Source organism: Streptomyces sp. NPDC017979 (assembly GCF_044328175.1).
Lineage (GTDB): Bacteria > Actinomycetota > Actinomycetes > Streptomycetales > Streptomycetaceae > Streptomyces.
In genome coordinates, this window is the sequence record NZ_JBIRGU010000007.1 from 272,799 (window position 1) to 292,355 (window position 19,557).

The following is a 19,557-nucleotide window of genomic DNA, read 5'->3' on the forward strand; positions in this document are numbered from 1 at the left end:
CTGCACCGCCCCTGTGACGGTCCCGGTCAGCGGCGGCGCAGGGCCCAGCGCTGCACGGACTCCAGCGGGCCGGCGGTGAAGCGCCGCAGCCACCACGTCGAGCCGACCATCAGCACGGCGCACACCGTCGCCCACAGGCCGATCACCCACCAGGGGTGCCAGTCGTCCCCGAGCCGTTCGGCCAGCCCGAGCCCGATGCCGTACGCCACCAGCATGCACAGCACGTTCTGGAGGACGTAGCCGGACAGCGCGGTGCGGCCGACGGCGCTCAGTCCGTTCGTCAGCGGACCGAACCGCTTGAGGCGGTCGACCAGCACCCCGATCAGACCGACGTAGCCGAGTGCGGTCAGCGGGCCGCCGACGTAGCGGTCCAACAGGACCAAATCGGACCCGACGAGCGAGGCGCCGACGCTCAGCGGCAGCCCGATGCCGAGCCCCCACACCAGCAGCCGCGCCCGGATGCGCCGTCCGGTCGCGTCGTCGCCGAAGGCGCCGGCCCGGAAGAGCCGTACGCCCAGCAGGAAGAGGCAGACGAGCAGGGGGAAGGTCATCAGCGGCTCCAGCCGCAGGGCCAGGGCGTTCTCCCATCGGAAGGCGATCTGCTCTCCGTAGCTGCCGTGTGCGTACAGGTCCCGCACCTCCTCGGAGAGGGTCGCTTCCGCCTCCCCCGCCGCAGCCAGGGCGGCGGTCAGCACCGCCATGAAGGCCAGGTGCACACCGGCCGCCCACCACAGGACCCGGTTCCGGGCGCGTTCGGAGCGGGTCAGCAGCCAGGCGACGAGCAGCGCGGTGACGGCGTACCCCATCAGGACGTCCCAGGCGAAGACCAGCAGGAAGTGCACGGTGCCCTCGGCGAAGAGGAACAGCGCCCGCCATCGGTAGCGGCCGGGCCAGGGCTCGCCGCGGCGGGCCGCGGACGCGTACTGGATGGCCAGCCCCACCCCGAAGAGCACCGTCAGCAGGGCCAGGAACTTGCCGTTGGCCAGCAGCCGCAGCACGGTGGCGACGGCGTCGGGGAAGGTGGCGAAGGACGGCGTCCCCGAGGTGCCCGCGAGGACGCTCCACTCCGCACCAGGGCTCGCGAAGATCCAGACGTTGGTCATCAACGTGCCGAGGATCGCGGCGCCGCGCAACACGTCGAGCAGCGGCAGCCGGCCGGGCGAGCGGCCCGGGTGCGGGCGGGGCGTCTGGGGCAGGGTCTGAGTCACCCCTTCATCGTCCAAGCGCTCCTCGCGCCGTTCGTCATGACGGGGGACGACGTTCGAGTACACAGAAAGATGCATCGAAGGGTGCGCCCCTCGCCCTCCGCGAGGACGAGGGGCGAGCTGCTACGAGTCCGTGCGCGCGCCGTCGTTGCCCGTGCGCACCGCGGTGAGCAGCCCCAGTGCGGTGATGGCGGCTATGCCCAGCGTCATGTAGCGGGCGGAGTCGAGCATGGAGTCACCGCCGAGGCTGACGAGCGTGCCGGCGAGCGCGGAGCACACGGCGTAGGCGATCAGCTGGGTGGTGTTGAGGGCTGCTGCCGCCTTGCTGCCCTCGCTCTCGTCGGTGCTGCTGCGCATCGCCGCCACGCTCAGATGGGGGAAGGCGAGTCCGATGCCGGTACCGGCCACGAACAGCAGCACGGCCCAGACCGCCACCAGTGCGGCCGACGCGGACGGAGTCTGGAGCAGCCCGTGGGCGACGAGTCCCGCTGTGAGCAGGACGGGGCCGGTGCGGACGGCCCGGCTGCGCGCCGCCGGCGTCGCGAGTCCGACGCTGAAGAGCTGGGCGACCACCCAGCCGACGGACAGCGCGGCCCCGAGCAGTCCGGCAGCGAGCGGGGTGAGGCCGCCGAGCTCCTGTCCGAAGAGCGGGATGAAGGTCTCGGCCATCACGCCGGCGCACAGCACGGCAACGGTGAGATAGACCCACTTCAGCGGGTTGCCGCGCCGGTAGGCCAGGGTCGGCAGGACGGTCGTGGCGCCGCGCCGCTCCACCTGGACGAAGCCCGCCAGCAGCAGGGCGCCGACCGCGATGCTCGCGCCGGTCGCCCAGCCCCGCGGGACCGCGGAGCTGACGCCGAAGGCCGCGGCGGCGAGGGTGAGCAGGGCGAGCGAGGCCAGCGGGACCGGGGTCCCGCCCTGGCCCGTACCGCTGTGGCGGGGCAGCGCGCCGTGTGCGAGGAGGGCGAGGAGCAGTGCGGCCACCAGCAGCAGCGCGTACGCCCAGCGCCACGCCCCGAGTTGGGCGAAGAGGCCGCCGAGCGCCGGCCCGACGAGGGTGCCCACGCCCCACATCGCGGAGATCAGGCCGGCGGCCCGGGCCCACAACCGGTCGGGCAGCGCGCCGCGGATCACCGCGTACCCGAGGCCCGCGAGCAGTCCGCCGCCGAGGCCCTGGACGACCCGCCCGAGGATCAGGAACTCCATCGAGGGGCTCAGGGAGTTGAGCACCGCGCCAGCACCGAAGACGAGGAAGCCGACGACGTACGCCCGTGCGGCACCCAGGCTCGCCAGACACCTGCTGACCAGCATCGAGGCGATGACCGCCGCCATCAGGAAGCCGGTGGCGACCCAGGCGTAGTACCGGGCACCGCCGATGTCGGAAACGATCGAGGGCATGAGCGCGGCCGTGAAGTACAGGTTCATGGCGTAGAGCGCGACGCCTCCGGCGAGTACCAGCACGGTCGCCAGGTACTGCCGCGAGAGCAGTTCGGACCAGCCGCCCGAGGGGGCCGCGGACGTCGGCGGTGGGCTGGTGGATGCGCCCTGATCAGGTACGGAAGTGGTTCCCGGCATGGATGATGCAGTCACGGCACGCTACGCTAAAACTTCAACCTCACTTGAAGTCAAGGGGACCGTTGTGGGCCGTGCGCCGAGTGATCTGATGACCGTGGGCGAGGTCGCGCGCCGGGCCGGGGTCGCGACCTCCGCGGTGCGCTTCTACGAGGCCCAGGGGTTGATCTCGGCGGAGCGCACCGCGGGCAACCAGCGCCGCTACCGGCGCCATGTGCTGCGCCGGCTCTCGCTGGTACTGACCGCCAAGCGGCTGGGCATCCCGCTGGCGGAGCTCGCGGAGGTCTTCGCGACGCTGCCGGAGCACCGGATGCCGAGCAAGCGCGACTGGGAGCGGATCTCCCGGCAGTGGGCTGCGCACTTGGCGGCGCGCCGCCGGGAGATCGAGCGCCTGGAGCGGGAGCTGACCGGCTGCATCGGCTGCGGCTGTCTGTCGTTGCAGCGGTGCCGGGTGCTCAATCCGGGGGACGAGTTGGCGGCCCAGGGAGCGGGTCCGCGCCGGCTGATCCCGGACGAGTGAGCCCCCGCAGCGGCTCCGTTATCACCGGGGCGTAGGGGAACCCGCCGAGCCCGCCGAGCGCTCCTTCAAAGAGACCGACTTCCTCATCTCCACTCTCCTTTGGAGGCGTGTTGCAGCACGGAAGAAACGGAACAAGAGCACTCGTCGCGTTAGCAATGGCCGCGGCGACCACGGCGGCCGGGTTCACCGCCCCGGGCGTCGCGGCCACGGCCGAGGACCGCACCGGCGCCACGGCGCGGCAATCCGCCCGGCCGACGACCGAAGGACGCACCACCGAGGTCGCCTTGATCACCGGTGACACCGTGGTCGCGGACGGCTCCGGCCAGGTGGTCCGGATCGAGCGGGGGCCCGGCCGCAAGGGCATCCCCATCCACGTCACCCGGCGCGGCGACCGGACCCTGGCCATCCCGTTGGACGCCCAACGACTCATCTCCGAAGGCCGGTTGGACGATCAGCTCTTCGACGTCACGGAGCTGTCCCGGCCCGAGTACCGGACACCCGGCGGGCTCGGCCTGATCGTGCGGTACAAGGGAGCGGCAAGCGCCCCGCGGAAGGCTGTGGCGAAGGCCGCCGGAGCCGCCGGGGTCAAGCGCGACCTGCCCGTGCTCAACGCGCAGGCGGTACGGGTGAAGGACGCCGCCGGTGCGGCGAGGATGTGGGACGCGCTCACGGACGCGGGCTCGGGCGCAAAGACGGACCGCACGTCCACGCCGGACGTGGAAAAGGTCTGGCTGGACGCCAAGTACCGCGCGTCGCTGGAGCGCAGCGCCGCGCAGATCGGTGCGCCCGCCGCGTGGCAGGCGGGGTACGACGGCCGGGGCGTGAAGATCGCCGTCCTGGACACCGGGGTGGACGAAACCCACCCCGATCTGGTGGGCAGGCAGATCGCGGAGCGCAACTTCTCGTCATCGCCGGACGCGGTCGACCGCAACGGTCACGGCACCCACGTCGCCTCCATCGCCGCCGGCACGGGCGCGGCGTCCCAGGGGCGCAACAAGGGCATCGCGCACGGGGCCGGGGTCATCGACGCCAAGGTGCTCGACGACGGCGGCAGCGGCACTGCCTCGCAGATCCTCGCCGGCATGGAGTGGGCCGTGGCCCAGGGCGCCGACGTCGTGAACATGAGCATCGGTTCGATGGACAGGCCGGGACTCGACCCGATGGAGGAGGCAGTCAACCGGCTCACAGCGACGACGGGCGTCCTCTTCGCCGTCGCCGCGGGCAACTCCGGCAAGGAGGGCGTGACCTCGCCCGGCAGTGCAGATGCGGCTCTGACCGTTGGCGCGGTCGACGAGTTCGACGACATCGCGCGGTTCTCCGGGGTCGGCCCGACCGTCTCGGACTCGGGGATGAAGCCGGACGTCACCGCACCGGGAGTGGGCATCGTGGCCGCCGCGCCCGGAGGCGGCCACGTGCCCAAGTCCGGTACGTCGATGGCGACGCCGCACGCGGCCGGTGCGGCGGCGGCCCTCAAGCAGAAGCACCCCACGTGGCGGGCCGAGGCGTTGAAGGGCGCCCTCGCCGGCTCGGCGAAGCCCGGGCGGTGGTCGGTCTTCCAGCAGGGCCACGGGCGGATCGACGTCTCCGCCGCGCTAGCCCGGACCGTACTCGCGGAGAGCCCGACCCTCTCCTTCGGCCGGCAGGAATGGCCCCGGCACGACGACGTGCCGGTGACGAAGAAGATGACCTACCGCAACACCGGCACCACACCGATCACGCTCGCGTTGCAGGTCACCGGCGCCGGGCCGGACGGGAAGCCCGCACCGAACGGGTTCTTCCGGCTCTCCGGCGACCGGGTCACCGTTCCGGCCGGGGGCACGGCATCGGTCGACGTCACCGCCGACACCCGCGCGGGCACCGTCGACGGGCTGTACACCGCCGCGCTGACGGCGACGGGCGGCGGCCAGACGATCCGCTCGATCGGGTCGGTGGACCGGGAGATCGAGTCGTACGCCCTGACCGTCAAGCACATCGGACGGGACGGGCAGCCCGCGCCGGAGTTCGTCACGCTGCTGGCGGGACTGACCGGCCTGGGGCGCGACAAGACCTACGATCTCGACCCGTACCGCTTCCCCCACACCTACACGATGCGCGTGCCCGCGGGGAGCTACTTCCTCACCTCCTTCATGTGGAACCAGGCCGAGCAGCGGACGGACGTGGTCAACCAGCCGTACCTGAACGTCGACCGGGACACCACGGTGACCGTGGACGCCCGGATCACCGAACCGATCCGGATCACCGTCCCCGACCCCACGGCCAAGAGCGACGTGGCGTCGCTGCTGACGTACGCGGACGTCGACGGCAAGGAATTCCGGGACAACTGGGTCAGCGAAACCTTCAACGCCTACCGCATCGGGCACATGGGCCCGCCGCTCCCCCGGGGCGTCACCGGCCAGGGCTTCAACAGCGTCTGGACCAAAGGGCTCAAGGAGAGCTACCAATTGGCCCACCTCGTGAAGGGCCGCACGCTTCCCACTGGCTTCGAGAAGGACTTCAAGAAGAGCGAACTGGCGACGATCACGACGGAGCTGGGCAGCCCCGTCGCGGGCGGCACCGGCGCCTTGGAGGTCACGGCCCGGTTCGACAACGGGTGGAGTACCTTCGGGAGGACCGCGGCGACCGTTCCGCTACCGGGCAAGGCGACCATGCACGTCAACACCGCCGGGGTGCGCTGGCACCTGGCGATGTACGAACGGCGCCCGGCGGGCTCCAGTCCGTACTTCACCACCGGCTACCAGCGCTACGCCGCCGGACGGGCCACGACGGTCCGGCTGGGGGTGGGGGTCTTCGGACCGGCCGTCGCAGGTTGGGAGCTCGCGGACCCGCCGGACGGCTCCGGAAAGATCACCCGGAACGGCGACGCGATCTACGGCTGTCTGCCGATGTACGCGGACGGCCGTGCCCGTTGGGGGGAGTTGGACGCCGACACCCATGCGATCGCTGTGCACCGCAACGGGGTCAAGATCCACCAGGCCACGACTTCCATGTGCTGGAACAATTTCACGGTTCCGGCGGACAAGGCGGAGTACCGGCTCAGCGTGACGGAGACCCACAACCAGAACACCGCGGTCTCGACCAGGGTCAGCGCCGAGTGGACCTTCACCTCGCAGCGCACCACCGCTCCGGTCGACCTGCCGGTGTCGGCGGTGCGCTTCGAGCCCGAACTCGCCCTGGACTCGACCGCGCCGGCCGGTGCCGTCATGAAGGTCCCGGTGGTGGTGGAGGGCTCCGCAGCGGGCAAGCGCCTCAAGTCGCTCACGGTGCGCACCAGCCTGGATGACGGCCGGACGTGGACCGACGTGCCCGTGGTCAAGGGCGCGGTCACCGTCACCAACCCGGCGGCCGGGCAGGGCATCGCCTTCCAGGCCGTCGCCGAGGACGTGGACGGGAACAAGCTGAACCAGACGATCCACAACGCCTACCGGGGCCGCTGAACCGCGGGCCGCAAACACCGAGGGCCCCGCGCGATCGCGCGGGGCCCTCCTCGTTCCGTCCTGGCGACGCACCGGGCCGCGGCTCACTCCACGGACGGCTCCTCGGCCCCCGATGCGGTCACGGCCGCAGGGCTGCGCCCCGCGTGGTCCACCGGGCACCCCTTGAGGCCCGGCACCGGGAAGGTGCCCAGGTCGGCCAGGCGGTAGCCCTTCGCGTACCCCTTGATCTCCCGGTTCTGGCGGCCGAAGTGCGGGGTGCGCCGGGGCGGCATCAGACGGACGAGCCGGCCGCGCAGCCGCAGTGCGCCGTCGACCGTGGTGCGCAGGGCGGCAGCGGGCTCCGGGTAGCGGAAGGTCCGGCGCAGCGGCTCGTCGAGCAGTGCCGTGCTGGCGGCGCGGGCGGCCGGCCGCAGAGCGCGCGGATACCAGGACGCCATCAGCGCCAGGGTGGCATCGGCGACCGCTCGCCCGCCCTCGTCCCAGCCGAAGTGCTCATCCTCGTAGGAGTCGAGACGGTCCTCGAACTCGGCGAAGGTGGTGGGGATCTGTCGGATGCCCATGTGGCGGCCGAGGTGGCGGTAGTACTCGACGCAGGCCCGCAGTTCCGCGGCGGTGAGCCGGCGCCAGCCGTACCGGTCGATCCACCGCTTCGGCATCACCACGAACGTGCACAGGACGTAGCGCATGTCGTCGTTGCTGATGTCGTAGCTGCGGTGCATCTGGTTGATGCGGCGGATCGCGGTGCGGCCCCGGTCGTCGTCGAAGCCGTGCTCGACGATCGCGTCCAGCAGCAGGGCGGTGTCGTCGTACCGCTTCTGTGCCCGGGTGCCGAATTCGGCGGTGCGGGCCAGCAGGGCGCCGATGCTGGGGACGGCGTACGTGCGGAAGAGGGCGAGTTCGAGCGCCCGGCTGAAGTCCCAGGGGAACTCGTGGGTGGCGAGGAGCTGGTACATGCGGTGGAAGTCCCGCTCGGGGTCCATGCGTTGGATCTGCTTGAGCCGGTCGTAGCGCTGCACCGCGCGGCCCCCTCGCTCGTCGTCAACGGGTCTTCCCACCCTAAGGGCTACCCATCACCAGGCAATACGGCCCGTGCCGCGCCGGGCCATCGGCGCGCGAGTTGAAGTCCGCCACCGGCACCCACCAAGATCGCTTGGATTGGTGCACCCGCCATCGACCCGCGTTAATCAAGTTTGACTAGTGAGTGCCGCGGGGATACTCTCGCAGTAGTCAATTTTGATCAACCTTCGCGAGGAGAGCGCGCGTGCCCCAGCTTCCCGACGCCGGATACACCCCGACCGCCGACGAACTCGCCAGCATCGATGCCTGGTTCGCGGCGTACGACGCGGCCGCCGCGCGGCGCGACATCGAAAAGATGGCCGACGTCGCGGTCTTCCCGCTCAACCTCGTCAGCGACAACACCGCCGGCGAGGGCGCCTCGGCCCAGTGGGACCGCAAGCAGTTCGTCGAGACCATGACCCATGTGATGAGCGAGGGCTCCGAGGACATCACCTTCGATTCGGTCCGCACCCCCGTCTTCCTGAGCTCCGCGATGGTCGTCGTCTTCACCGACTCGACGATGACGGCGGGCGAGGTCACCCAGCAGCTCCGGTACGCCGACATCCTGATCAAGCAGAACGGGAAGTGGGCGTTCCAGACCATGGCGCAGGGCGGCTGGGGGGACAACCTCTGATCACCCCCGCCAACGGACCTCCGCCGACGGTCCGCCAGCACGAAGGAACCGGGCCCCGGACGCTTGTCGTCCGGGGCCCTGCCCTTTGCCCGGCCGGCGGCGGATCACCGCGTCGTCACGGCGTCCGCCACCTGCTGCGCGGTGGTGTCGCGCAGGGTCCCGTCCATCAGCAGCCAGCGCGTGATGCCGATGGACCGCAGGAACGGCAGGTCGTGGCTGGCCACCACGAGCGCCCCCTCGTACGACTCCAGCGCCGAGGTCAGCTGCTGCACGCTGGCCATGTCGAGGTTGTTGGTCGGCTCGTCCAGCAACAGCAGCTGCGGGGCGGGCTCGGCCAGCATCAGCGCGGCCAGGGTCGCCCGGAAGCGTTCGCCGCCGGACAGCGTCCCGGCCCGCTGATCCGCCCGCGCCCCCTTGAACAGGAAGCGGGCCAACCGTGCGCGGACGTGGTTGTTCGTCGCCCGCGGGGCGAACCGCGCCACGTTCTCGGCCACCGTCAGCCCGTCGTCGAGGATGTCGAGCCTCTGCGGCAGGAAGCGGTGCGGCACGTGGGCGACGGCCTCGCCGGCCACCGGCGCCAGCTCGCCGACGAGGGTGCGCAGGAGCGTGGTCTTGCCCGCTCCGTTGCGTCCCACCAGCGCGATCCGCTCCGGTCCGCGCAGGGTGAACTCCCCCGTCACGCGCGCTCCGTGCGCGAGGTGCAGCTCGCGGAGGGTGAACACGGTGCGCCCCGCGGGGACGGCCGTCCCCGGCAGGTCGACGCGGATCTCGTCGTCGTCGCGCACCGCCTCCACCGCGGAGTCGAGACGGCCCTTCGCATCCGCGAGCCGCTCCTCGTGCATGATGCGGTGCTTGGCGGCGGAGACCTGGGCCTGACGCTTGCGCTCCCCCATCACGACCTTGGGCTCGCGCTTGGTGTCCCACATCTTCTGGCCGTAACGCTTGCGCCGGGCCAACTTGACTTGGGCGTCCACCAGTTCGCGCTTCTGCTTGCGCAGATCGGACTCCGCCACCCGGACCATCCGCTCGGCCGCCTCCTGTTCGGCGGCGAGCGCCCCCTCGTACGCGGAGAACGTGCCCCCGTACCAGGCGATGCCGCCGCCGCGCAGGTCGGCGATCTGATCGACGCGCTCCAGCAGCTCCCGGTCGTGACTGACCACCACCAACACCGACGACCATCCCGCCACCGCGGAGTACAGGCGCTGCCGAGCGTACAGGTCGAGGTTGTTCGTGGGCTCGTCCAGCAGCAGTACGTCGGGCCGGCGCAGGAGCAGCGCGGCCAGCCGCAGCAGCACGGACTCGCCGCCGGAGACCTCGCCGACGGTGAGATCCAGGCCGATGTCGGCGAGCCCGAGGCCGCCGAGGGTGGCGAGCGCCCGCTCCTCGACGTCCCAGTCGTCGCCGACGGCCGTGAAGTGCTCGTCCCGGACGTCGCCCGCCTCGATGGCGTGCAACGCGGCCCGGGTGTCGGCGATCCCGAGGACCTCGTCGACCCGCAGTGCGGTGTCGAGGATGACGTCCTGCGGGAGGTAACCGACCTCGCCCGTGACCTTGACGGCGCCGGAGGTCGGCCGCAGCCGGCCCGCGATCAGCTTCAACAGGGTCGACTTTCCCGATCCGTTGAGGCCGACGAGGCCGGTGCGGCCGGCTCCGAAGACGGTCTGGAGCCCGTCGAAGACGGCGGTGCCGTCCGGCCAGGCGTACGTCAGGTCGGTGACGGCGATGGAGGCGGTGGAGGGGGAGACGGAAGGGAGGGAGGTGCGGGCAGTGGGCTGAATGGACATGGGCGGCCTCGCGGTTGCTCGGGAGTGGGCGGGGGCAACGCATGGGCGATACCGCTCGGCGTGACGACCTGGGCTCCCGAAGCACCGGGCGAAGAGGCCCGCGAGGGACCTGCTGCGGCGGGGAGGACGGCTGTGGCGTCGAGGTCGCGTACGACGAGGAGCCGTGCACGGATGCGCACGGGCACACGAAGTGCGGTATCGCGAGACCTCAGACGAGCAACGTCCAACTCCGATCGACGGCAACAAGTTCGCTATACACCGTAGAAGGATGGCGGGAGGGCGTCAACGCCTTTCTGAAGAAGTTTCGACCGGGTCGCCAACCGAGTGGACGCGGCCGGCGCTCCGTCCCTAAGGTGACCTGCGTGAGCAGCCCCGAGGCATCAAGACGCTAGCCACCGGTCTTCCGGTGGCCTCTTGCCGTACCGCGTGACGCGCCCGATCGCACCATCCGTGCGGGGGCCGCGTTGACGCGTCGTACCCGCCGCCGAAGCACCGTCTCGTCAGGGCCGTTCTCCGCCAGGACGCCACGCGCCGTGTGATGGCGCGTGCCGCCGTCCGGCCCGCGGCCTGCCTCCCCCTCATCTCTTGTGCGGCCGTGCCGCGCCTGCCGTACGTCGACGCGCTGCGCTGCGCCGGCACGCGGTTGCCGCCGCCCCGTCACCACCGTGGAGTGCTTCGTGCCACCCGCCGTCTATCTGCTCGCCCTGGCCGTCTTCGCCCAGGGCACCTCCGAATTCATGCTCGCCGGCATCGCACCGGACATCGCCCGTGACCTCGGGGTGTCCATGGCCAGTACCGGCGCCCTCACCAGCGCCTTCGCCATCGGAATGGTGATCGGTGCACCGCTGATGGCGACGGTCAGCCTGCGCTGGCCCCGCCGCCGGGCGCTGCTCGCCTTCCTGCTGGTCTTCATGGCCGTGCACGTCGTCGGTGCGGTCACCGACAGCTTCACCGTCCTGCTCGCCACCCGGATCGTCGGGGCCCTCGCCAACGCCGGGTTCCTCGCCGTGGGCATGGCGACCGCCACTGCGCTGGTGCGGCCCGACGCCAAGGGGCGGGCGATCTCCGTACTGATCTCCGGCGTCACGCTCGCCTGCATCGCGGGCGTCCCGGCCGGCGCGGTCCTGGGACAGCTCTGGTCCTGGCGCGCGGCGTTCTGGGCCGTGGCGCTGGTCTGCGTACCGGTCGTGATCGCGATCCTCCGCTCGGTACCGGAGTCCGCGCCCGTGCCGGAACGCACCGCAGCGGACGCAGCCGTCGCCACCCGGGCCGAAGTTCCCAGCGCCCGCAGGGAGTTGCGGGAACTGCGCAAGGTCCGGCTGTTGGTGACCCTGGCCCTGGCGGCCCTGGTCAATGCGGCGACCTTCGGCACCTTCGCCTTCTTGGCCCCCGTGATGACGGACGTCGCCGGGCTCGGGGAGGGCGGGGTGCCCGTCGTGTTGGCGCTGTTCGGCATCGGGTCGTTCGTCGGCGTCACCCTCAGCGGCCGGATGGCGGACAGTCGACCGCTGCGTCTGCTGGTGCCCGGGAGCGCCGCGCTGCTCGTCGGTTGGGTGCTGTTCGCGCTGACGGCGGGAAGTCTCCCCCTCGCGCTGTTCCTGGTGCTCGTGCAGGGTGCGCTGTCGTTCGCGGTCGGTGCCACCTTGATCACCCTGTCGGTGTACGAGGCGCCGGGGGCGCCCGCGCTGGGCGGTGCGTTCGCGACGGCGGCGATGAACGTCGGCGCCGCGTTGGGTCCCGGCGTGGCGGGGGCCGCGATCGGTGCCGGTCTCGGCTACCGGGCGCCGCTGTGGTCGAGCGCGGCGCTCGTGGCGACGGCCGCCGTACTGGCGGGTGCCGCCCGGGCCGTCGGGCGGGCGCGCGCCGTGGCCCGGGCGGCTGAGACGGCGCCACCGATGCCGTAGCCGCAACAGGTCCACGGTCCCCACCGGCGTCGCTGCGGAGCGCTGCGGCCGGGGCTGCGCGGGCCGGGTGATCCGGCGGGGCCGTTGGGACGAGCCGGCGACGGCGTCGCGCGGGGCGCCCGGCGCGGCGACCTAGCGTTCGCCGCATGAAGATCCGGACTCCCCGCCCGCCCCGTCCTTCGCGCGCCGTCGGTCGGACGGCCGCGGTCGCTGCCTCGTTGCTCTGCCTCGTGCCCGCCCCGCCCTCGGCCGCCGTCGACGACGGCTGGCTGCCGGCGGGGCACGGCATCACCTCCGGGATCAGCGGCCTCGCGGTCGCGGGCACCGTCGGCACCGGTGACCTGTTGGCCGTCCACGACAACAAGCACGCCGGCCAGCGCCGGCTGTCCCGAATCCAGGTGGCGGGGAACGAGGCGCTGGTGTGGGAGGTGCGGTGGGACGGAGAGCGGCTGCCCGTGGATCTGGAGGCGCTCTCCGACGTGCCGGGTCGCCCCGGAGAGTTCGTCGCCCTGGAGAGTTCCGGACGCGCGTACCACTTCCGGTGGGCGTCCGGTGCGGCCCGCGTCCTCAGGGAGTTCACGGTCCCCGACGTCGCGGCGGGCGACAACTACGAGGGCTTCTCGCTCGTCAGCGGCGGCGGGCAGTTGGTCGCGGTGTGGGCGCACCGGGGGCAGGACGAGGACCCCGGCGTGCTGCGCGTGGCCCGGCTCGACTGGGCGACGCTGGCCTTCGGGCCGCGGACCTCCGCGTCGGTCACCGTCCCCCATCCGGTTGCGGACGTACGACACGTCAGCGACGTGGACGTCACCTCCTCGGGCCGGGTGGTGGCCACGGCCGCCGCCGACCCGGGTGACGACGGCCCGTTCGAGAGCGCGGTGTACGACCTCGGTCGGGTCACGGTCCCCGCGGGCGGCGAGCCGGTGTGGGAGCAGCACGCACGGCCGCTGCGACTGGCGACGATCGCGGGCCACAAGGTCGAGGGAGTGGTCTGCGTCCCCGAATCGCCGTCCAGCGCCCTGGGATCGGACGACGAGAACCTGGGCGCCGCCGTCCGCCGCGACGACCTGTGCCGTGCCACCGGATCGCCCTGACCCCGGCTCGATGGCGGTCCGGGCACCGCTCTTGCAAGGATGCGTGCATGAACGTGACCATGGACGCGGCCGACGCGGACGACTTCCACCGGGTGCTCGCCGATCACCACCGCTACTGGGGCGAGCGCGACATGCGCTCGCTGCACCTGCTCGCGATGGTGCAGGAGTTCGGGCCGACGTGCCTGGTGGCACGGGCGGACGGGGCTGTCGTCGGGTACGTCTTCGGCTTCACCACCCCCGCCGCCACGGGGTACGTGCACCTCGTCGCCACCCGCGACGACGCGCGGGGAGTCGGCCTCGGACGCCGGTTGTACGAGGCGTTCGCCCGGGCCGCGCAGGCGCAGGGGGCCACCGCGCTGAAGGCGATCACCTCCCCCGCCAACACCGGGTCGATCGCCTTCCACCACTCCCTCGGGTTCGCCTCGTCGACGGTGCCCGACTATGACGGGCGGGGCCGGACGATGGTGGTCTTCACCCGGCCCCTGCCGCTCGTCGACTGACCCGTCGGGGCGGGCCGTCGGCCGTCTACGCTCAGCCCGCCTCGTCGAGCCGGGTGCGCTGCTCCTGCGTCAGCTCCAGGTCGACGGCGGCCAGGCTCTCGTCGAGTTGGGCCACCGAGGAGGCGCCCACCAGCGGGATCATCGGGATCTCGGCGCCGATCAGCCAGGACAGCACGACCTGGTTGACGGTGGCGCCGGTCTCCTTCGCCACCGCCGTGAGCGCTTCGAGGCGCGGTGCGGTGCCCGAGTGCTCGAAGTCCGGCCCGAGCGGGCGGTCTTCGCGGGTGTACCCGCCGCTGAGCAGCGGGGTGTAGGCGACCATCGCGAGTTCCGGGTCCTGGCGCAGATAGCTGAGGAGGTCGCCGGAGGCCACGCCGAACGGGCCGTCGGGGGCGTGGGGGTCGGGCCGGTCGACGCGGCGGCGGAGATAGCTGTGGTGGTACTGCAGGACCTGGAAGCCGGGCAGTCCGTCGGCCGCGGCGATCGCGCGGGCGCGCTCCACCTCCCACGTCCAGTGGTTGCTGACCCCGAGCAGCCCCACGGTGCCCTCGGCGACGAGCGCGGCGAAGCCCTCGACGGTCTCGCGGAGCGGGGTCTTCGGGTCGCGGATGTGGGCGTACAGCAGCGGCAGCCGGTCCATGCCCAGGCGCTCGCGGCTGGCCTCCGCGGACGTGCGGATCGTGTCGGCGGACAGCCCTTCGGGGTTGTCCAGGTAACCGGTGCCGGGGGCGAGCGGGCGGGCGCCGAGCTTGGTCGCGATGGTGACTTCGTCGTCGATGCCCCGGCTGGCGCGCCAGCGCCCGAGCACCCGCTCGCTCTCGCCGCCCTGGGTGTCGTGGAACCAGTACGCGTAGGTGTTGGAGGTGTCGATGAACGTGCCGCCCGCCTCGACGTAGCGGTCCAGCAGCGCGAAGGCGGTGGCCTCGTCGGTGCGGGTGCCGAACAGCATCGCGCCGAGGCTGAGCACGCTGACCTCGCGGCGGGTGGCCGGGTCGGTGCCGATGTGGCGGTACTTCATGGGGTGTCCCCTCGTCCGCGCCCGCGGTGTTCACGGGCTACGGACAGGAGCCTCCCTGCTGGAGCGCACTCCAAGTCAAGTCGCGGACGGACCGGCTGCGGCCTCAAGACTCCAGCTCAGGGCTCAGGCTTCAGGACCCACGGCTCACGGCTCACGGCTCACGGCTCACGGCTCCGGCGACTCGGCGCGGGCGGCCATGATGTCGGTCTCGTACTGGTCGACGACCTGCTCGGCGCTGCGGCCGGAGTACCTGGCGACCTCGTCGACCGTGGCCACCGCCCAGTTGGCCAGGGAGAGGGCGAAGGCGATCAGGGCGTCCTCGCCCTGGGTGCGGCGTACGCCCAGGATGTACGCGAGGTTCAGGTACGGCACCAACTCGGGGGGCTGTTCGGAGTTCTGTCTGACCATGGCGATGGTCGTCCGGGTGGCCTCTGCCCGCAGCGGCAGCAGCCGTTCCCGTTCGGCATGGACCTCGACGAGCATGTGCCGGCGTGCTTCCTCGTCCACGCGCCCCTCCCGGTGACGACGCCTTCGACCGGATCCACGGTACGGAAACCGCGCGGGCGGGCAAGGGGAAACGGTCCACCACCCGCCCCTCGGGCGAGCGGTGGACCTCGGGTCAACCGCTGAGGCGAACGCACGGTCGACGGTGCACGCGCGTTCGCCGCGACTTTCGCCGCGACTTTCGCCGCGACTTTCGCCGCGGCTTCGACGTCAGAGGCGGACCTTCCAGTTGACGGCCGACTTCATGGTGGCGGCGACCTTCGGGTCCCGCACCGAGGCGGTGCGGTCCTCGGCGGTGACGGTCAGGGTGTGGGGGCGGCGGTCCACCAGGTAGCGGGCGACCTCCGCGACCCGGACCTCGGTGCGGCCCGCGAGCCGGCGCACCTCCTTGCCGTCCACGTACCAGCGGACCGTGAGCTGCTCGGCGCCCGGGCCCGCGAGGTTGACGACGTCCGCCTTCGCGGTGTGCCGCACGCGCAGCGGGGAGTCCGTGGGCGTCACGGCGGTCACCGGCTTCGCGTGGCGGTAGAAGCCGGCGATCATCGCCTCGACGCCGGGCAGGTTGAACGGCTTGTCGACCGAGCGCATCATCGAGTTGGCGGTGGGGCGGTTGAGACCCCTGACGAAGTAGCCGCCGCCTTCGTACGCGCCGACCGTTCCCCCGTCGGGCGAGGTCTCGCCGAGCCAGCGGTGCCACTTGACGCGCTGGGCGGCGATGTCGGCGGCGGAGCGGGTGGAGATGTTGCTGTCGGCGGGTTCGGGGCCGGTGTACTGCTCGTAGCCCGGGTAGTCGGGGTAGAAGTACTCGTCGGCGAGCTTGCCGAGCGAGTGGCCGGTCTCGTGGATGGCGACCTGGCCGGACTTGGCGTTGCCCGCGGAGGCGGTGGCGATGCCCTCGTAACCGAGGGTCGGGCTGGGCTCGTTGTAGCCGGCGCCGCCGTACTTGGCGCTGTTGGCGAGGACGATCACGAGGTCGGCCTCGGGCGCCTTGGCCACGTAGCGGTCGAGCTTGACCTGGTCGACGCAGAGCAGCCGCTCGATCTCGCCGCACCAGAAGTAGGAGCCCACGGCGGTGTCGCGGACGGTGGCGCGGTCCGGGTCGCCGCTGACCCCGGACTCGTTGGACACGGCGTCGACGGCCCATATGTTGAACATGCCCTCGTACGTGGTGTACGGCTCGACGGCGGCGGTCTGGGCCCAGATCTCCTTGGCGTCGGTGTGGAACTGCGGGAGTTCCGCGGCGGTGTAGCCGTCGCCGACCACGACGATGTCGAGGCGGTCGTCGGTGGCGCCGTTGTCGACGAGCTTGGTGACCCGGCCGTCCTCGGCGCTCTCGGCCGCGGACAGCCTGGCCTGCGGCCGGTCCCGGCCTTTCTGCGGGACGACGACGTGGCCGGATCCCGCCAGGGAACCGCGCTCGGGGCCGGGGACCTCGACCTCCACCACGGGCCGGTCGGGGGGCGTGGCGGCGACGGCCGCACCGCTGGGCGCAACGGCGACGACGGCGGTGACGACGGCGGCCACGGCGGTCGCCGCGGTGCTCCTGCGCACGGCTCGGCGCATGGGATCCCCTCCCCGGGAAGAGTTAAGCATCTTGTTAACCTCCATGAAACGCGTGCTTAAGTTAGGGGTCCGGGCCCCGGCTGCGCAATGGTCGGTCCGCGCCGAGGCCGCGCCGGCGGCCAGCAATACTGAGCCCGGCACACGGAGGCAGCCGAGCGGAGTGGGGCCCGATGAAGGAACAGGCCGAACAGGCCGAGCACACCGACCAGGCCGGTCGGACGGCACCCGTCGAACAGACGGCGCCGACGGCGCGGGCCGAGTCGACGGCACAGGCCGACATCGGCCGCCGGGTGCGCCGGCTGCGCAAGCAGCGCGGCATGACGCAACGCCAGCTCTCGGAGCCGGCGTACACCCCGGCGTACGTCTCCACGGTCGAGGCCGGCAAGGTCCGCCCCTCCGAGACCGCGCTGCGCTTCTTCGCCGAGCGGCTCGACACCTCGGTGGAGGAACTGACCACCGGCCGACCCGCCCGGTTGGCGACCGAGTTGCGGTACGCCCTCACCGACGCCCAACGGGAGTTGGCCACCGGCTCCGCCGCCGAGGCCGCCGTCCGCTTCGAACGGCTGCTGGCCGAGGCCGTGGAACTGGACCTGCCCCCCGAACGGGCGGAGGCGTTGCTCGGGCTCGGCGATTGCGCGCTGGAGTCCGGGGAACTGGACCTGGCGCGGGACCGCTTCGAGGCGGCGGAGCGGCTGCTCGCGGTCGCCCCGCTGCCCAAGCGCGCCCGGGCGGTCCGCGGCCGGGCGGTGGCACACCTCCTCGCCGGCGAACTGCGGTACGCCTGCTATCTGTTGGAGTCGGCGATCGACGGGCTCAGCACCAGCGGGCTGGCCGACCCGGAGGCGCTGGTCCTGCTGTACGCAGCGGTCATCGGCCCGTACATCGACATGGGCGCGCACGCGCGGGCCGCACACGCCGCCGAAGTCGCCCTGGCGCTGGCGCCCCGGGTCAGCGATCCGGCGCTGGTCGCGGGGATGCACCGCCAAGTAGCCCGCACCTTCCTCGCCGAAGGGCGCACCGCGGACGCGGACGCCGCACTGGCCGAGGCCCAGACGATCTACCGTCAACTGCGCCTCGGCACCGACCTGGCACACTGCCACTGGATGCGCGGATACGTCCACGCCCAGAACGGCCAACTCGATCTGGCGGAACGGGAGTTGCGTACGGCCCGGGACATGCTGACCGCCCGCCGGGCCACCTTGTACACGGCGCAGGTGGAGGTCGAGTTGGCGGACGTGCTGCGCCGGCTGGGCCGTTTCGACCAGGCGGCCGAGGTCGCGGCGACCCTGTTGCGACTGGGCGACCGGCACGGCGCGGTCCACGCGGGCGGTGCGCACCGGCTGCTGGGGCTGATCGCGGAGGAGCGCGGCGACACGGAGGACGCCGAGCAGCACTACGTGCAGGCGCTGGCGTTCCTGGAGCGCAGCGGCGCCAGCGGGGACCTGGCCGACCTGTGCCGGCTGCTGGGCGATCTGCTGCGCAGGGCGGGGCGGACGGAGGCGGCGATGGACGCGTACCGCACGGGTTTGGGCCACCGGGCCGCCCCGGGGACGACGACCCTGGGGCCGCCCCCGGCCGCTCCCCCGCACCCGGACCGCTGACGCACCCGCCGCTCTGGCCGGCCGCCGGCCCCGCCCGCAGCCGCAGCCGTCAGCGCACGGCGGCGGTGCGGCGCCCGGCCAGGGCCGGCATCAGGCGCAGCGCGTTCTCCCGGTTGACGCGCCGCCGTTGCAGGGTGCTCAGCCCGCTCTCGCGGTCGAGGGCGGGCGCGGCGACGTCGCTGACGGTGCCGGCGGGGCTGGCCGGCCAGTCGCTGCCGTACAGGATGCGGCCGGGGTCGGCGGTGGCGAGCAGCGCCGCGGCGGACGCGGCCCCCATCGGCGCCGCCGTGTCGAAGTAGAAGCGGTGCAGGTAGTCCCGTACCCGGGCGCCGTCGATCTTGGGGGTGAGGAAGCCGGCGAACGCGGCCATGCGGTCGGCGATGAAGGGCAGGAAGCCGCCGCCGTGCGGCAGGATGAAGGACAGGTCGGGGTACCGGTCCAGGGTCCCGTTGAGGATCAGGTTCACCGCGGCGCGCGTGGTGTCCAGGGGGAAGTCGCAGAAGAAGCTCGGCACTCCCGGCACGGCGTGTTCGGCGGGGTCGGTGCCGGGCAGTTCGTGCGGATGGGTGTTGATCACGGCGGAGCGTTCGTTGAGCTCCGCGAGGAGCTTGTCGTGGGAGGCGTCGCCGAGGTACACGCCGCGGGTGTTCGCCCGCATCTGCACGCCGACGGCGCCGAGTTCGTCCAGGCCCCGGGCGAGCGACCAGCGGGAAGTCTCCAGGTCGTCGGGGAAGAGCGGGGCGAAGAAGGCGAACCGGTCGGGGTGGGTCCTGGTCAGTTCGGTCACGGCCTCCAGGGCGACCGCGGTGCTCTCGCGCAGTTGGGTGCGGTCGCGAAAGCCCCGGACGGGCATGGCGAGGCTGACGACGGCGGTGGCGATGCCGGCCGCATCCATCACGGCCAGGGTGTCGTCCAACTCCCACTCGGTCCACCAGGGCAGGCGTGCCGGGTCGACGAGTTCCTGTGCGGTGGCCCAGGTGCGCCAGGCGGGGGCGGTGTAGTGGTGGTGGACGTCGATCCGGGCGTTGCTGGCGTCCGCGCCTGCCCGCTCGCCGGCCCGTGCGGGGTCGGCGACGGTCGCCGCCGCTGCGGCGGAGGCCATCAACAGCACGCTGCGGCGGCCGAGGGCCGGGCTCACTTCTGGCATGTCACTGTCCTGCCTGGTCAGTGG

15 protein-coding genes are annotated in these 19,557 nt (G+C 72.3%); 7 read left to right on the forward strand and 8 right to left on the reverse strand.

Annotated elements, in window-relative coordinates; genetic code table 11:
* Positions 1 to 26 precede the first annotated feature (26 nt).
* Both ACH4E8_RS20725 and ACH4E8_RS20730 read right to left on the reverse strand, forming a co-directional pair.
* Positions 27 to 1,208 carry a DUF418 domain-containing protein gene (locus ACH4E8_RS20725; RefSeq protein WP_398450199.1) on the reverse strand — a complete coding sequence of 394 codons (1,182 nt, stop codon included), beginning with the start codon at positions 1,206 to 1,208 and terminating at the stop codon, positions 27 to 29.
* 120 nt (positions 1,209 to 1,328) lie between these two features.
* Complete coding sequence (locus ACH4E8_RS20730) at positions 1,329 to 2,795, reverse strand: MFS transporter (RefSeq protein ID WP_398450201.1); 1,467 nt, start codon at positions 2,793 to 2,795, stop codon at positions 1,329 to 1,331.
* Between the two features lie 73 nt (positions 2,796 to 2,868).
* Here ACH4E8_RS20730 and soxR point away from each other — a divergent pair, with 73 nt between their 5' ends.
* Entirely contained in the window at positions 2,869 to 3,297 is a 429-nt protein-coding gene (soxR, locus tag ACH4E8_RS20735) for a redox-sensitive transcriptional activator SoxR (protein WP_398450203.1), read from the forward strand.
* 155 nt (positions 3,298 to 3,452) lie between these two features.
* Positions 3,453 to 6,731 carry a S8 family peptidase gene (locus ACH4E8_RS20740; protein WP_398450205.1) on the forward strand — a complete coding sequence of 1,093 codons (3,279 nt, stop codon included), beginning with the start codon at positions 3,453 to 3,455 and terminating at the stop codon, positions 6,729 to 6,731.
* An 83-nt stretch (positions 6,732 to 6,814) separates the two neighbouring features.
* On the opposite strand, the gene ACH4E8_RS20745 is transcribed toward ACH4E8_RS20740, so the two are convergent.
* A complete protein-coding gene (locus ACH4E8_RS20745; protein ID WP_398450207.1) occupies positions 6,815 to 7,747 on the reverse strand; it encodes an oxygenase MpaB family protein in 933 nt (310 codons plus the stop codon).
* Positions 7,748 to 7,992: 245 nt separating this feature from the next.
* Between ACH4E8_RS20745 and ACH4E8_RS20750 the strand changes: the two genes are divergently transcribed.
* A complete protein-coding gene (locus ACH4E8_RS20750; protein ID WP_398450209.1) occupies positions 7,993 to 8,421 on the forward strand; it encodes a nuclear transport factor 2 family protein in 429 nt (142 codons plus the stop codon).
* A 104-nt stretch (positions 8,422 to 8,525) separates the two neighbouring features.
* Here ACH4E8_RS20750 and ACH4E8_RS20755 read toward each other — a convergent pair whose 3' ends face one another.
* Positions 8,526 to 10,205 carry an ABC-F family ATP-binding cassette domain-containing protein gene (locus ACH4E8_RS20755; protein WP_398450211.1) on the reverse strand — a complete coding sequence of 560 codons (1,680 nt, stop codon included), beginning with the start codon at positions 10,203 to 10,205 and terminating at the stop codon, positions 8,526 to 8,528.
* A 677-nt stretch (positions 10,206 to 10,882) separates the two neighbouring features.
* Here ACH4E8_RS20755 and ACH4E8_RS20760 point away from each other — a divergent pair.
* The 3 genes from ACH4E8_RS20760 to ACH4E8_RS20770 all read left to right on the forward strand — a co-directional run bounded on the left by ACH4E8_RS20760 (position 10,883) and on the right by ACH4E8_RS20770 (position 13,700).
* Entirely contained in the window at positions 10,883 to 12,109 is a 1,227-nt protein-coding gene (locus ACH4E8_RS20760) for a Cmx/CmrA family chloramphenicol efflux MFS transporter (RefSeq protein ID WP_398450213.1), read from the forward strand.
* Positions 12,110 to 12,255: 146 nt separating this feature from the next.
* A complete protein-coding gene (locus tag ACH4E8_RS20765) occupies positions 12,256 to 13,200 on the forward strand; it encodes a hypothetical protein (protein ID WP_398450215.1) in 945 nt (314 codons plus the stop codon).
* A 47-nt stretch (positions 13,201 to 13,247) separates the two neighbouring features.
* Positions 13,248 to 13,700, forward strand: coding sequence for a GNAT family N-acetyltransferase (locus tag ACH4E8_RS20770; RefSeq protein WP_398450217.1), 453 nt, complete (start codon positions 13,248 to 13,250; stop codon positions 13,698 to 13,700).
* Positions 13,701 to 13,731: 31 nt separating this feature from the next.
* Here the strand turns inward: ACH4E8_RS20770 and ACH4E8_RS20775 are convergent, their stop codons facing one another.
* The 3 genes from ACH4E8_RS20775 to ACH4E8_RS20785 all read right to left on the reverse strand — a co-directional run bounded on the left by ACH4E8_RS20775 (position 13,732) and on the right by ACH4E8_RS20785 (position 16,785).
* Complete coding sequence (locus tag ACH4E8_RS20775) at positions 13,732 to 14,718, reverse strand: aldo/keto reductase (RefSeq protein WP_398450219.1); 987 nt, start codon at positions 14,716 to 14,718, stop codon at positions 13,732 to 13,734.
* A gap of 165 nt (positions 14,719 to 14,883) precedes the next feature.
* Positions 14,884 to 15,225, reverse strand: coding sequence for a hypothetical protein (locus ACH4E8_RS20780; RefSeq protein WP_398450221.1), 342 nt, complete (start codon positions 15,223 to 15,225; stop codon positions 14,884 to 14,886).
* A 207-nt stretch (positions 15,226 to 15,432) separates the two neighbouring features.
* On the reverse strand, positions 15,433 to 16,785 hold the full coding sequence (locus ACH4E8_RS20785; RefSeq protein ID WP_398450223.1) for a M64 family metallopeptidase: 1,353 nt from the start codon (positions 16,783 to 16,785) through the stop codon (positions 15,433 to 15,435).
* Between the two features lie 317 nt (positions 16,786 to 17,102).
* Here ACH4E8_RS20785 and ACH4E8_RS20790 point away from each other — a divergent pair, with 317 nt between their 5' ends.
* A complete protein-coding gene (locus ACH4E8_RS20790; RefSeq protein ID WP_398450323.1) occupies positions 17,103 to 18,386 on the forward strand; it encodes a tetratricopeptide repeat protein in 1,284 nt (427 codons plus the stop codon).
* Between the two features lie 49 nt (positions 18,387 to 18,435).
* Here the strand turns inward: ACH4E8_RS20790 and ACH4E8_RS20795 are convergent, their stop codons facing one another.
* Positions 18,436 to 19,533, reverse strand: coding sequence for an amidohydrolase family protein (locus ACH4E8_RS20795; protein ID WP_398450224.1), 1,098 nt, complete (start codon positions 19,531 to 19,533; stop codon positions 18,436 to 18,438).
* Between the last annotated feature and the right edge of the window lie 24 nt (positions 19,534 to 19,557).

Excerpts from the sequence above, each read along its gene's own strand:
- ACH4E8_RS20740 (WP_398450205.1), top strand. The coding sequence starts at position 3,453 with ATGGCCGCGGCGACCACGGCGGCCGGGTTCACCGCCCCGGGCGTCGCG.
- ACH4E8_RS20785 (WP_398450223.1), bottom strand. The coding sequence starts at position 16,785 with ATGCGCCGAGCCGTGCGCAGGAGCACCGCGGCGACCGCCGTGGCCGCC.
- ACH4E8_RS20790 (WP_398450323.1), top strand. The coding sequence starts at position 17,103 with ATGACGCAACGCCAGCTCTCGGAGCCGGCGTACACCCCGGCGTACGTC.
- ACH4E8_RS20795 (WP_398450224.1), bottom strand. The coding sequence starts at position 19,533 with ATGCCAGAAGTGAGCCCGGCCCTCGGCCGCCGCAGCGTGCTGTTGATG.
- soxR (WP_398450203.1), top strand. The coding sequence starts at position 2,869 with ATGACCGTGGGCGAGGTCGCGCGCCGGGCCGGGGTCGCGACCTCCGCG.
- ACH4E8_RS20765 (WP_398450215.1), top strand. The coding sequence starts at position 12,256 with ATGAAGATCCGGACTCCCCGCCCGCCCCGTCCTTCGCGCGCCGTCGGT.
- ACH4E8_RS20755 (WP_398450211.1), bottom strand. The coding sequence starts at position 10,205 with ATGTCCATTCAGCCCACTGCCCGCACCTCCCTCCCTTCCGTCTCCCCC.
- ACH4E8_RS20770 (WP_398450217.1), top strand. The coding sequence starts at position 13,248 with ATGAACGTGACCATGGACGCGGCCGACGCGGACGACTTCCACCGGGTG.
- ACH4E8_RS20775 (WP_398450219.1), bottom strand. The coding sequence starts at position 14,718 with ATGAAGTACCGCCACATCGGCACCGACCCGGCCACCCGCCGCGAGGTC.